Origin of the sequence: Nocardia pseudovaccinii (genome assembly GCF_050942345.1) — a bacterium.
GTDB lineage: Bacteria > Actinomycetota > Actinomycetes > Mycobacteriales > Mycobacteriaceae > Nocardia > Nocardia pseudovaccinii.
This window is the reverse complement of the sequence record NZ_CP192074.1, coordinates 2,875,800-2,888,529: the sequence shown is the minus strand read 5'-3', so window position 1 is coordinate 2,888,529 and position 12,730 is coordinate 2,875,800. Positions and strand designations below refer to the sequence as shown.

The window sequence follows — 12,730 nt, the reverse complement described above, 5'->3', positions numbered from 1 at the left end:
ACCGCGACGAGGCTCGGACGCATGCCGACGCGATGCGGTGAGCGGAGCGGGTGGATGTGCGGCACACGTTCAGAGTATCGGTAACCGGGCCGACTACTGTGCACCACATGACCTCTCGGGGACCACTAGGTGGTTCGACCAGCGACGCGTATCCGGGCGCGGCACCTGCCGCGAACAAATCTGTCCCCGTCGTGCGACGCGCCCGAACCTCCGATGTGCCCCAGATCAAGAACCTCGTCGATGAATACGCCGGTCGGATCCTGCTGGAAAAGAACCTGGTCACACTGTACGAGGCGGTGCAGGAATTCTGGGTGGCCGAACTCGACGGCCGGGTGGTCGGCTGCGGTGCACTGCATGTGCTGTGGGCGGACCTCGGCGAGGTGCGCACGGTCGCGGTGCATCCCGATGTCAAGGGGCATGGTGTCGGTCGGCTCATCGTGGAACGGCTGGTCACGGTGGCCAGGGAACTCGAGCTCGGACGGCTGTTCGTACTCACCTTCGAGGTGGACTTCTTCGGCAGGCACGGATTCGTGGAAATCGACGGCACTCCGGTGACCGCCGAGGTGTACGCGGAGATGTGCCGGACTTTCGATCCGGGTGTCGCGGAATTCCTCGACCTCAGCTATGTGAAACCGAACACCCTCGGCAATACTCGAATGCTGCTGAACCTCTGACCAGAACGGATCGATCGTGCCCATCTTCGCCGTGCACTACACCTACTCCGATGCCACCGTCGAGGCGCGCGACAGCTTCCGCCCGGAACATCGGGCCTGGCTCAACGGCCTGATCGATGCGGGTTCGCTGCTGACCAGCGGTCCCTACCCGGACGGTTCCGGCGCACTGCTGCTGTTCCAGGTCGCTGACGAGGCGGACCTCGAGAAACTGCTGCCGCAGGATCCGTTCGCCCGCGAGAACCTCATCGACGAGGTACGGGCGGTCGAGTGGCTGCCGGTGATGGGCACATTCGCTTCCTGACCGTCCGGCTGACCGCCGCGTGTCGCCGCTCGACACTCGGCAGTCAGCAAACTTACGGCGACACGCCGTGCCAGGTGCGGAAGAATCCGCGCCTGCCGACGCAGACTCCCCCGTATGCGCATATCCGTCGCGATTTTCGCGTCGATGTCGGTCGCAGGCCTCGCACTCACCATCTGCTCGACGGCCGCCGATTTCGACACCACGGCAAACTTGACGGTCGGGGATCGTCCATTGCTACGACCGGGTTCGGTCGACGAGTCGATGTACCGCGCCGCCGACGGCTACTACTTCCGGACCGCGGACGGCGGCATCGCATGCGGCTTCCTCGATGAGCCGTTCGGACAGCCGAAACGACCGGTGGGCTGCCAGGGCACGACCCAGCCCACTCCACCGGCAATGCAGGCCTGCTGGGGTATCGACCCGAGCGCGGCCGCATTGGCCGTCGGCGAGAGCGCCGGATATCTCTGCGTGAACCGTGGTTACTTCGTCGGAACCACATCCGGAGCGGATGCCGACGCACCGGTGCTGCCGGTCGGGTCGAGCCTGAGCGTGGCCGGCTTCACCTGCCTGGCCCAGCCTGTCGGGGTGACCTGCCGCAATGACGCGACCGGGCGCGGCTTCGAGATCACGCCGGAAAACAACCGGGTCTTCTAATCGGCTACCCGGCTCTCGGCGGACCGGGCCGCGCCGCGGGTTTTGATCAGGCTCGCGACGGTCGCGATGAGCAGAATCCCGATGATCACGCTCAGCGAGACCGGCGTGGAAATCTCCGGTACCTTGACGTGCCGACCACCGTTGACGAAAGGCAAGGTGTTCTCGTGCAATGCGTGCAGCACCAGTTTGACGCCGATGAACGCGAGAATCGCCGAAAGGCCGTAGGACAGGTAGACCAGGCGATCCAGCAGGCCGCCGATGAGGAAATACAGCTGCCGTAAACCCATGAGTGCGAAGGCATTCGCGGTGAACACGATGTAGGGCTGCTCGGTCAGGCCGTAGATGGCGGGGATGGAGTCCAGCGCGAACAGCAGATCCGCGAAGCCGATTGCCAACAACGCCAACAACAACGGGGTGATCACGCGCCGCCCGTCGATCCGGGTGAGCAGTTTGTCGCCGTCGTATTCGTCGGTGGTCGGGAGCACCCGTTTGGCCAGCGCCACGATCCGGCTGTCGCGCTTTTCCTCCTGCTCGACCTCGTGTCCGCTCTCACGCAACAGTTTCACGGCGGTATAGACCAGGAACAGGCCGAACAGATAGAACACCCAGCTGAACGCGCTGATCGCCGCCGCACCGACGGCGATGAACACACCCCGCATGACCAGCGCCAGCACAATGCCGATCAGCAGCACCTTCTGCTGGTAGATCCGCGGCACCGCGAAGCTCGACATGATGATGACGAAGATGAACAGGTTGTCCACCGAGAGGGCCTTCTCGGTGACGAAGCCCGCGTAGTACTCGCCCGCGAAGGTCGAGCCCCACTTCCAGGCGACGAATCCACCGAAGGCCAGGGCCAGGCCGATGTAGATCGCCGACCAGGAACCGGATTCCTTGAAGGTCGGATCGTGTGGCGTGCGGACATGGGCGAAGAAGTCGAAGACGAACAGACCCAGTATCACCACGATCGTCAGGGTCCATTCGAGTGCGGTTACCTGCATGCGGGCTCCGGGGCGTAAACGCGCTTCATGACAGCAATCATGCCCGATTTGTCCGTTCTGTCGAGCTAGCGGAAGAGTTGCTGACCATAATTTCACATGCGGGTCCGGCGGCCGACATGTCACCCTCGCGAGCATGACCGACTACTACCGCATCCCGAACAGAGCGAATTGAGACGAGCGCGTGCCAACGCACGCCGCATCGCGCGACTGCGCGGATGCCGACCCTTTCGAGCGACCTGCAAGCAGTCGCCAGCCGCGGTCCATGGACGAAACCCGCACCGGCCGAACGACTGTCGGCTATCCCTACTTCGAAATGCCTGAGCTCACCGTGTTTTCGTCTGGAACGACTTATGTCGAGGCCGATACGGAATTCACACAGTTCACGACGCACGAGTGGAACGAGGACTCGGTGGTGTGGTGACCGCGCTTCTCGATCACGGCATGACGATCACCGGACTGGTGGAGCACCGCAGCGTTCCCCGGAAGGCATTGCCCGGACAGATGGTGCGCGAGGCGAATGGCGAGTGGCGGCTCGGCGAGCATCCGGAACGTCTTCCACCGACTTACACACCGCGGGCACGCCGACAACTCGCCGGTGGGGAATAAATGGGTTCCTCATCGCGTCGGTCGGTGTTAGCGTTATCCATAACGTAATCGATCGATAATCGGAACCACGAAAGGCAAAGGCAATGACCAGCACCCAGGACCAGGGACTACGCTCCCTCGCCGGTGCCTGGCAATTGCGTTCCGGCACCCGGCGGCCGATGTCGCAGCTGCAACAGGCGAGTATGCGGAGCCGCCCCTGAGGTCTCGATTCGAGAAGGCCTGAGCAGGGGCCGCTCCCGGCGAAATACTCGCCACGGAGCGGCCCTTTTTCTGTCCAGCGGATGTAGCTCAACTGGAAGAGCGACGATCTCCAAAGTCGTCGGCTGGGGGTTCGAGTCCCTCCATCCGCGCCATAACTTCACAGTGAATATACGACAGTAGGCATTTCGTATTACTGGATATGAACAACCCTGCTGCATACCAGTTTTGAACCCGTGTAGCTCAGTGGACAGAGCGGCATCCTCCGACGGTGCAGGTCGGTGGTTCGATCCCACCCACGGGTACCAAAACCATTCCCTCGTAGCCCAATTGGCAGAGGCACCGGACTTAGAATCCGGACGGTGCGAGTTCGAATCTCGCCGAGGGAACCAGTCCGCGCGGTTTGCGTGGATCAGCGCTCGTAGCTCAACGGACGGAGCACCTGAATACGACTCAGGCGGATGGAGGTTCGAATCCTTCCGAGCGCACCGATGGAGTGTGGTGTAAACGGCTAGCACGACGGACTTTTTGACTCCGCCGGTTCAGGTTCGAATCCTGGCACTCCAGCGCACACCGACCCAGGCTCATGCAGGTTCGCCCCGGGGCTCTCATAAGGCCCTGCCGCGTGGTTCGACTCCACGATGAGCTACCACCGCACCGCGTCGTCACCGATGGGAAGGACGCACGAGTCAAGCGTCCCCTCGTGCATAGTGTCGTGAAATGCGAATTGCCTCTTCACTTCTCGTCGCCGCGCTGGTCACTCTGGCCGGTCCGGTCGGCACCACCGCACTGGCTGCGCCGCCGTCCGGTTCGGCATTGCTGCAACCGAGGTGGGACCTGCCGACGGATACCGCCGCCGCCGTGCACGCCGCTGGTCTGCCGCTGCTGAGCACGATGTCGACGACGTACCACTATCACGCGCATCTCGATGTCATCGTGTACGGACAGCCGGTCGTCGTTCCGGCCCTGGTCGGCATCGACGACGCCAGGCGAATGGGTTCGCCCATGCACACCCATGATGCGACCGGGATCCTGCACCTCGAGTCGGAGGAGGACATCCCCTTCACCCTCGGGCAGTTCTTCACCCAGTGGGGCCAGCCGCTCACCGGCGACCAGGTCGGCCCGATTCACCTCACACCCGTCGAGACCGTCCAGCTCTATATCAACGGCACCCGGTTTCCCGGAGATCCGGGATCGTATCGCTTTGCGCCACATGACGAAGTCGCGCTGGTAGTCGGCACCCGCGCGATGACGCCGACGGTGCCCGACCATTACGACTTCCCCGCCGACCTCTGACAGAGTAAAGCAAACCTTTTGCAGCACAACTAGTTTCGACTTCACCGACCCCCAAGGCTGGGGACGGTGTGATCGTTGACACTGTTCGGGCGGTTGCCGAAACTCGTAGTTCTCCAGCACTTCTGGAGCCTTGTTGGCCGACACGGTGAGTTCTCAGCGAATCGAGGAACCAGGCTATGACGACTACGACCGCCCCGGTGTCGACCGAAATCGATGTCCCCCCTGCCGAATTCGACACCACGCACCTCGAGGAGAACCTGCGGTGGGGCCACCTGTTCTGGCCGGGCTCCACGGCGCTGACCGAAGCGCAGATCAAGGACCGGGTCACCCGCTATCAGCGGTCGCTGGAGCGTTTCCGGGCCAGCGGCATGCAGGGCAACTACCTGCCCGACGACCTCGAGGTCGATTCGGCCTGGCACGCGCACCAGTGCGATCCGATCGGCTACGCGGAGTTCTGCAAGAGCTATTTCGGCGGCATTCTCGCGCACACCGTGACCCTGTGTGTCTGCAAGTTGGTCGATCTCGACGAGCAGTAGGCGCCACACCGCCCACGAAGCCCAGCCGTTCGGGCACGCCCGGCTCCCGTCGGGTCCGGGGTCGAACGACGACCGAGAGGAGGTAGTTCCGTGGACGCACTGTTGAATATGATCGCCGCGATGTTCGCATCGCAAGGACAGGTCGACATGCCGCAGGTTCCGTCGAACCGCTGCTGACCCGAGCGCGGTCCGGCCGGAGATCCCGGCCGGGCTGTGCCGGTCATCCCCCGAAGGTCTGATTCGTGTAGAGATATCCTTCGGACCAGATGTATCGAGTGCCGGCCCATCGGGCCGCGGCGGCCACATCCGGAAAGAATCCGCGCCCTTCGAAATTCGCGCTCGTATTGCACAACACCGGAATCCCACTGATTGCCTCGTACGACGCCAGAATCCGCGCGGTCGCGCAATTGGCCGAGGCATCGATGGTCTGCAACCGCGCGGTACCGTCCACATGCAGCACAGCGGGAATGCGATCGGTCCACTCCGGACGGGTCCGGTGCTCGAAGAGCATGTACGGATCGCGACCGCCGGGCTGGAAGACCTCCGCTGCCCGCTCGGTCAGACACACCGGCGCGACCGGCCGATAGGCGGCCCGGTTCTTGATGTCATTGAGAAGGTCCTTCGTCGCCGAATCCGTTGCGGGCGCGAGGATGCTGCGATTGCCGAGCGCCCGCGGACCGATCTCCGCACGACCCGACAGCACCACCACCGGCTCACCTTCCCGGTGCAGCAACTCGGCCACCCCCGACTCGTCACAGGGCCGCCTGCGCCAGTTGTCCGGCACACCACAGACACCGACCCGCGGACCGGAGTACACATCCCACCGCAATGCCGGACTATGCCCCTTTCGGAACATTTCACAGCACGCGGCGCCGATGGCCGCGCCGGAGTCGTTGGGAAACGGCGGAATCCAGATCTCCTCGACAATCCCCTGCGCCCGCAGCAGCGAGTTCCACTTGATGTTGAGCGCGCATCCCCCGGTAACCACCAGCTTCGACGGCAACGAAGGATGCTGGCGCACAAGTGAATTCAGTCCTCGCGCCAACCGATCCCCCAGATAGCCCTGGAAAGTGGCGATGAGATCGGCCTCGGACAATCCGGGAAACAGCTCGCCGCGATCGGCCGCTACCTTAGCCCCGACCAGCCGGGCCGCATCTTGCGATGCCCGAGGTTCGGCGGCCGCGATGATCTCGTCGAATACCGGATACACCGACTCCATCACGGTGCCGAGCCCGGCATAGGCCATGGCCTTACCCGGAATGGCCAGGTGCTGACGCAGAATCCGATCCCGCGACCGACCCTCGACATTCGGAATGAACGGCTCGAAACGCGCGCTGAAGTACGTGAAACTGTTGCCGACGATCGGCAGCACGACCGCGACCGAGCGGACCTTTCGAGCCGCCGCCGCGACGTGGTAAACCCGCGCGACAGTCCCGCCGTCCCAGACCAGCACGAGCGCATCCTCCCCGCGCTCCGCGAACGGACTCGTGCAGTAGCCACCCATGATGTGCTGGTCCACATGGTGATAGCTGACGTATTCCGCAGCGGCGGAACCGAATCCGTGCGCATGGAAGCGATGCCGCGCGAGCGGAACCGTGTGTCCCGGCCGATCCTGATACGGCGCGACCGCGAGTTCGATCGGACGACCACCGGATAGCGTCGCAATGCTCGTGGGCTCCGTCGAATCCGTGTCCGGCACTGCACCATTCGCGAACCAGCCATCGACGACGAACCGGTCGACATCGGCGGGCCGCAACCCCTCCGAGCGCAAGATCTCGGCGACCCGGTCGAGATCACCCAGCGGGCTGTACCGGAGTCCGTTGTCCAGCTTCTCCATCTCGATGCTGAACACCAACCGGTCGTCCTCGACAATCGCGACACCGCCGTCGTGCGACACTTTGATTCCGCAGATCATCACGTCGCGCCACTGTACCGACGACACCGCGCCCCACCGACGGTGAGAATAGTTGCCGCCGAGGCATTTTCACTCTTCCCCGGTACCCGGCTCCGCGTCCCCGCCGCCGCGGATCATCCACAGCAGCCCCTCGAGCTCGTCGGGTTTGATGAGCACATCGCGCGCCTTCGACCCCTCGCTGGGGCCGACGACACCGCGGGTTTCCATCAGATCCATCAGGCGACCGGCCTTGGCGAAGCCGACGCGCAGCTTGCGCTGCAGCATGGAGGTCGAGCCGAATTGTGAAGTGACGACCAGTTCCACGGCCTGGACGAAGACATCCAGATCGTCGCCGATATCGGGATCGACATCCTTCTTCTCACCGGCCTTGGCGGCGGTGACGCCCTCCTGGTATTCGGGTTCGGCCTGGTTCTTGGTGAAGTCGACGACCCCGTGGATCTCCTCATCGGAGATGAACGCGCCCTGCAGCCGGGTCGGCTTGTTCGCGCCCATCGGCAGGAACAGCCCGTCACCCATACCGATCAGCTTTTCCGCGCCGGGCTGATCCAGGATGACTCGTGAATCCGTCAGTGACGAGGTGGCGAAGGCCAATCGGGACGGCACATTGGTCTTGATCAGACCGGTGACCACGTCCACCGAGGGGCGCTGCGTCGCAAGTACCAGGTGGATGCCTGCGGCGCGGGCCTTTTGGGTGATGCGCACGATCGCGTCCTCGACATCGCGCGGCGCGGTCATCATGAGGTCGGCGAGCTCGTCGACGATGGCGAGAATGTACGGATAGGGCCGATAGACCCGTTCGCTGCCCAGCGGGGCGGTAATGGCACCCGACTTGACCTTCTTGTTGAAGTCGTCGATGTGGCGCACCTTATTGGCCTGCATGTCCTGGTAGCGCTGTTCCATCTCCTCCACCAGCCAGGCCAGCGCGGCGGCGGCCTTCTTCGGCTGGGTGATGATGGGGGTGATGAGGTGCGGAATGCCCTCGTACGGAGTGAGTTCCACCATCTTGGGGTCGATGAGGATCATCCGGACCTCGTCCGGAGTCGAGCGCGCCAGCAGCGATACCAGCATCGAGTTCACGAAACTCGACTTACCGGAACCGGTCGAACCCGCGACCAGCAGATGCGGCATTTTCGCGAGATTCGCCGAGACGAAATCGCCCTCGATATTCTTGCCGAGCCCGATCACCAATGGGTGGTGGTCATTTCGGGTCGATGGGGCCTTGAGCACATCGGCCAGGCGCACCAGTTCGCGATCGGAGTTGGGCACCTCGATACCGACGGCGGACTTACCCGGAATCGGGGCCAGCAGCCGAACATTCTCGGTGGCAACGGCATAGGCGATATTGCGGGCCAGCGCGGTGATCTTCTCGACCTTCACGCCGGGCCCGAGTTCCACCTCGTACCGGGTGACCGTCGGGCCGCGCACGAAACCGGTGACCGCCGCGTCGATCTTGAACTGCACCAGCACCTCGGTGATCGCCTCGATCATCGACTCATTGGCGGCACTGCGTTTCTTGGGCGGATCGCCGTCGGTGAGCAGCGTCAATGGCGGGAGGGTGTAATCACCCTCGACCTCACGGTCGTTGATGAACTCCAGTTGCTTCGGCGGCGGTGGGGTCTGGTCCTCGACCTTCGGTGCGCGCTTCTTCGGCTTGGGCTTCTCTTCGGGCGCCGCCTCGGTCGCAATCGGTTTCGCATCGCGCAGCGGCGGTTCGCCCATGACCTCGGTGACCGCATCGGAGCCGCCGAATTCGTCGGGCGGGTAGTTCTCCTCCGGGGTGCGACCGCGCCGTTTCGACTTGCTACTGCGATGCAGCGGGAATCCGTCGGCATCGTAATTGGCCGGATCGAAATCGGATTCGCCGTCGTAGTCACCGTATTCGTCGCCGCCGCTGCCGGTGCCGAAGTACTCGCGCAACCGCTGCGGTACCTCGCGCACAGTGGTTCCGGTTACCAGCAGCACACCGAAAATGATGGCCAGCAACAGAATCGGCACCGAAAGCCAGGCGGTGAGCCCGCTGGTCAGCGGGCCGCCGACCACGAATCCGACGAAACCCGCTGCGCGCGAACGCCCGTGCGCATCGGTCGGCGATCCGGCGGCGATATGCCAGAGGCCCAGGACCGGCAGTCCGATCAGCAATCCGCCGAGTACCAGCCGCGGGCGGATCTCCGGACGTGCCTCGGTCCGCATCAGGACAATGGCGATTCCGGTGGCCACGAACGGCAATCCGGCCGATGCCGACCCGGACACCGCACGAATCGCCTCCTCGACCCAGTGCCCGATCGGGCCGCCCGCCGAGAGCCATACCGCGGCCGCGATCACCGCGCTGAGGGCGATGAGGGCCAGTGCGATACCGTCGCGGCGATGCCCGTGTTCGATTTCGCCCGCCCGGCTCACGGCCCTGGTGGTGGCGCCGAGTCCGCGCGCGAGCATATTCCAGCCGCTGCTGATGCCGCGGCTGATGACCGCGAGCGGTGCGGTATCGGACTTGCGACGGACCGGGCGGCGCGCCGGTGTGGTGCGGGCGCGCGGTGCGGGCGAGCGGCGTTGAGCGGTGGTGCGAGCCTGGCCCGAACGAGATGCCGCCGTGGTCCTCCCCCGAGCCGATCCCGCCCGCGCACGAGTGGTCGTGGAGCTGCGGGACTTACCTGCCATGGACTCAGGCTAGCCGCAAACGCCCCATCCAGACCATCAACCACACACGTATCGCACGTCTCTCCCCCGCCTCCCCGAGTATTTTGCCGGTCGTGAGTGCCACCGGAGTACCCGACCGGGCCGGAAGTAAAGAGCTAGGCGGCTTTTGGGCGTATCCGATGAGTTACCCATGTGCGTACGAAATCAGCCGTCACGAAATCGGTCGTTCTTGGCGTGTCGGCCCTGATTACAAAGAGCGATCTGCCTCGAGGACAGCCCGCACATCCGCCGGATCACCCGCGGTTTCGATCCGGACCTCATCGCGGCCGAAGGCGTGCAGCAGCAGTTCCGAGGGCTTGCCGGTCAGTGTCACCTGCGCCGTTCCGGACTTCGTATGCACCACGGCCCGCCTGCCGTCGGGGGTGGCCAGTTCGACGGTGACCGGCGCTTTGCGGTAGGCCATCCGGCCCATGCGACGCAGCGCCGACCACAGCTTGTCCTCCTCGGCGGCGGAGAAGTCACGCGGCTCCCAGCCGGGTTCGCCGCGGCGTACGTCCTCGTGATGGACGAACATCTCGGTCAGATTGACGAAGGCATCGAACGGTTTGAGCGGTGACCACCACGGCGGGCCGGAGCGCACATCCGCCAGCAGTTCCGGGAATGGCCGCCGCGCCGCCTTGGCCTGCACCGACTCCAGATATCCGGCGAACGAATTCAGCATGATGCCGGGCGACGCGTCCGGGCGGCGTTCCCGAACTACCAAGTGCGCGGCCAGATCTCGCACCGTCCAGCTGCCGCACAGCGTGGGCGCGTCCGGCCCCACCGCGGACATCGTGTCCACCAGTGCCCGACGTTCCCGTTGCGCCATGCTCATCTGCCGAACATATCGGATGCGGAGTCGGCGTGGCAGTCCGACTCCGACGGACGTAGGTGTCAGACGCCGATGACCGTCGGCACGATCATCGGGCGGCGGCGGTAGGTTTCGGCCACCCAGCGACCGACCACCCGCCGCACACTCTGTGCGATGCGGTGGGTATCGGTGACGCCCTCACCGGCCAGTCGCAGCAATTCGGCCTCGACGAGTTCCGCAGCATCGACGAGGGCGGTCGGATCATCGGAGAACCCGCGCCCGCTGATCTCGGGCGTGCTGACAGCCTTGCCGGTGGTCGAGTCGACCGCGAGGGTGATCGAGATGAACCCGCCCTCACCGAGCACCAGCCGATCCGAGAGCGTCGATTCACCGACATCACCGACCGAGAGTCCGTCGACATACACATGTCCGACCGGCACGCGCCCCACGATCGAGGCGATCCCGTCGACCAGGTCCACCACCACGCCGTCCTCGGCGAGCACCACCCGATCCTCCGCCACGCCGGTCGCCACGGCCAGCGCGGCATTGGCGCGCAGATGCCGCCATTCGCCGTGCACCGGCATGGCATTGGTGGGCCGCACCGCGTTGTAGAGATACAGCAATTCACCCGCGGACGCATGTCCGGAGACGTGCACCTTCGCATTCTGCTGGGTGATCACCGTGGCGCCAAGCCGCGACAGACCGTTCACCACCGCGAATACCGAATTCTCATTGCCCGGGATCAGTGAGGAGGCCAGCACCACGAGATCGTCGGAGCGGATATTGATCTGGCGGTGTTCACCGCGCGCCATCCGCGACAGCGCCGACAGCGGTTCGCCCTGCGAGCCGGTCGAGATGAGCACCAGCCGATCGCCAGGCAGAGTCGCGGCGACATCGAGATCGACGACCACACTGTCGGGCACCGTCAGATAGCCCAGTTCCTGCGCGATCTCCATATTGCGCACCATCGAGCGACCGATGAAACACACTCGCCGCCCGTATTTCTGGGCGACATCGACCACCTGCTGGATGCGATGCACATGGCTGGCGAACGAGGCGACGATCACCCGGTGCCTGGCCTTGCCGATCACCGTATCCAGAACGCCGCCGATTTCGCGTTCCGGCGTGACGAAGCCCGGCACCTCGGCATTGGTGGAGTCCACCAGGAACAGATCGACGCCCTCGTCACCGAGGCGGGAGAAACCGGCCAGGTCGGTGAGGCGACCGTCCAGGGGCAGCTGATCGAGTTTGATATCGCCGGTGTGCAGCGCGACACCGGCGGGCGTGCGGATGGCGACGGCAATGGCATCGGGAATCGAGTGGTTGACCGCGAAGTACTCGCAGCCGAACGGGCCGTGCGTGGTGTGCTGGCCCTCGATCACCTCGACGAGCTTGGGACGCTGCCGGTGCTCGCGGCATTTCGCGGCCACCAGCGCGAGGGTGAATTTCGAACCGACGACCGGAATATCGGCCCGCAGGCGCAGCAGGAACGGCACCGCGCCGATGTGGTCCTCGTGGCCGTGGGTGAGCACGATGGCTTCGACATCGTCCATCCGGTCCTCGATGGGCCGGAAGTCGGGCAGGATCAGGTCGACGCCGGGCTGCTGATCCTCCGGGAACAGCACGCCGCAGTCGACGATGAGCAGTTTGCCGCCGTATTCGAAAACGGTCATATTGCGGCCGATTTCGCCGATGCCGCCCAGGGCGAAGACACGCAGACCGTTCTTGGGCAGCTTCGGCGGGGCACCGAGCCGGTCGGCTGCTGCCCGCTCGACGGGAGCCGACACGGGTTGCTCACCGCGGCCGCGTCCGCGCTGCTGACGGCCGCGCGCCGGTCTGCGGGGCTGCTCGGCCGGGGCCTTCAGCGCGGCCTTTTTCGCGGGGGCCTGCTCCGGCGCGGTCTGTCTGGACGCGGTATCGGACTGCGCTGGATCGCCGACGTCGGATTGCGCTGTCCGATCGGACTTTTCGGTCCCGGCCGGTGGACGCTGCGCGGCGGGTTCGGGTGCGCCCGCGGGCCGCGTCGCGGTCCGGCGGGGGCGACGACCTGCTGCTTCAGTCATGACTG

At 64.8% G+C, this 12,730-nt stretch carries 12 protein-coding genes and 5 tRNA genes; 12 read left to right on the top strand and 5 right to left on the bottom strand.

From position 1 onward, the window contains the following. Positions 1 to 107 precede the first annotated feature (107 nt). The 3 genes from ACQPZ2_RS13155 to ACQPZ2_RS13145 all read left to right on the top strand — a co-directional run bounded on the left by ACQPZ2_RS13155 (position 108) and on the right by ACQPZ2_RS13145 (position 1,629). Positions 108 to 674 carry an amino-acid N-acetyltransferase gene (locus ACQPZ2_RS13155; RefSeq protein WP_433525775.1) on the top strand — a complete coding sequence of 189 codons (567 nt, stop codon included), beginning with the start codon at positions 108 to 110 and terminating at the stop codon, positions 672 to 674. 16 nt (positions 675 to 690) lie between these two features. After that, positions 691 to 975, top strand: a complete 285-nt coding sequence (locus ACQPZ2_RS13150) for a YciI family protein (RefSeq protein WP_433525774.1) — start codon at positions 691 to 693, stop codon at positions 973 to 975. A gap of 114 nt (positions 976 to 1,089) precedes the next feature. Further along, positions 1,090 to 1,629, top strand: coding sequence for a hypothetical protein (locus ACQPZ2_RS13145; RefSeq protein WP_433525773.1), 540 nt, complete (start codon positions 1,090 to 1,092; stop codon positions 1,627 to 1,629). Here ACQPZ2_RS13145 and ACQPZ2_RS13140 read toward each other — a convergent pair. Further along, positions 1,626 to 2,627 carry a TerC family protein gene (locus ACQPZ2_RS13140; protein WP_433525772.1) on the bottom strand — a complete coding sequence of 334 codons (1,002 nt, stop codon included), beginning with the start codon at positions 2,625 to 2,627 and terminating at the stop codon, positions 1,626 to 1,628. The two genes, ACQPZ2_RS13145 and ACQPZ2_RS13140, sit on opposite strands and share 4 nt — an antisense overlap. Before the next feature lie 262 nt (positions 2,628 to 2,889). Here ACQPZ2_RS13140 and ACQPZ2_RS13135 point away from each other — a divergent pair, with 262 nt between their 5' ends. The 9 genes from ACQPZ2_RS13135 to ACQPZ2_RS13095 all read left to right on the top strand — a co-directional run bounded on the left by ACQPZ2_RS13135 (position 2,890) and on the right by ACQPZ2_RS13095 (position 5,263). Then, positions 2,890 to 3,048 (top strand): hypothetical protein, encoded by a 159-nt coding sequence (locus ACQPZ2_RS13135; protein ID WP_433525771.1) that lies wholly within the window; start codon positions 2,890 to 2,892, stop codon positions 3,046 to 3,048. Next, positions 3,045 to 3,233 carry a hypothetical protein gene (locus tag ACQPZ2_RS13130; protein ID WP_433525770.1) on the top strand — a complete coding sequence of 63 codons (189 nt, stop codon included), beginning with the start codon at positions 3,045 to 3,047 and terminating at the stop codon, positions 3,231 to 3,233. The genes ACQPZ2_RS13135 and ACQPZ2_RS13130 overlap by 4 nt, the downstream gene beginning before the upstream one ends. A 277-nt stretch (positions 3,234 to 3,510) precedes the next feature. Continuing rightward, positions 3,511 to 3,586 (top strand) — tRNA-Trp (locus ACQPZ2_RS13125). 77 nt (positions 3,587 to 3,663) lie between these two features. Continuing rightward, positions 3,664 to 3,739 (top strand) — tRNA-Arg (locus tag ACQPZ2_RS13120). Between the two features lie 7 nt (positions 3,740 to 3,746). Continuing rightward, positions 3,747 to 3,823, top strand: a tRNA-Leu gene (locus ACQPZ2_RS13115). Positions 3,824 to 3,846: 23 nt separating this feature from the next. After that, positions 3,847 to 3,919: transfer RNA gene (locus tag ACQPZ2_RS13110), tRNA-Arg, on the top strand. Positions 3,920 to 3,923: 4 nt separating this feature from the next. Beyond that, positions 3,924 to 3,998 (top strand) — tRNA-Lys (locus ACQPZ2_RS13105). Between the two features lie 153 nt (positions 3,999 to 4,151). Further along, positions 4,152 to 4,727 (top strand): hypothetical protein, encoded by a 576-nt coding sequence (locus ACQPZ2_RS13100; protein WP_433525769.1) that lies wholly within the window; start codon positions 4,152 to 4,154, stop codon positions 4,725 to 4,727. Positions 4,728 to 4,903: 176 nt separating this feature from the next. After that, entirely contained in the window at positions 4,904 to 5,263 is a 360-nt protein-coding gene (locus tag ACQPZ2_RS13095) for a hypothetical protein (protein ID WP_433525768.1), read from the top strand. A gap of 220 nt (positions 5,264 to 5,483) precedes the next feature. Here ACQPZ2_RS13095 and ACQPZ2_RS13090 read toward each other — a convergent pair whose 3' ends face one another. The 4 genes from ACQPZ2_RS13090 to ACQPZ2_RS13075 form a co-directional block, all read right to left on the bottom strand. Continuing rightward, positions 5,484 to 7,178, bottom strand: a complete 1,695-nt coding sequence (locus ACQPZ2_RS13090) for a carbamoyltransferase N-terminal domain-containing protein (RefSeq protein WP_433527414.1) — start codon at positions 7,176 to 7,178, stop codon at positions 5,484 to 5,486. A 69-nt stretch (positions 7,179 to 7,247) separates the two neighbouring features. Beyond that, the gene (locus tag ACQPZ2_RS13085; RefSeq protein ID WP_433525767.1) at positions 7,248 to 9,833 is read right to left on the bottom strand and encodes a DNA translocase FtsK; all 2,586 of its coding nucleotides are present in this window, start codon (positions 9,831 to 9,833) and stop codon (positions 7,248 to 7,250) included. A gap of 226 nt (positions 9,834 to 10,059) precedes the next feature. Next, on the bottom strand, positions 10,060 to 10,686 hold the full coding sequence (locus ACQPZ2_RS13080; protein ID WP_433525766.1) for a TIGR03085 family metal-binding protein: 627 nt from the start codon (positions 10,684 to 10,686) through the stop codon (positions 10,060 to 10,062). A 59-nt stretch (positions 10,687 to 10,745) separates the two neighbouring features. After that, a complete protein-coding gene (locus ACQPZ2_RS13075; RefSeq protein ID WP_433525765.1) occupies positions 10,746 to 12,725 on the bottom strand; it encodes a ribonuclease J in 1,980 nt (659 codons plus the stop codon). Positions 12,726 to 12,730 lie beyond the last annotated feature (5 nt).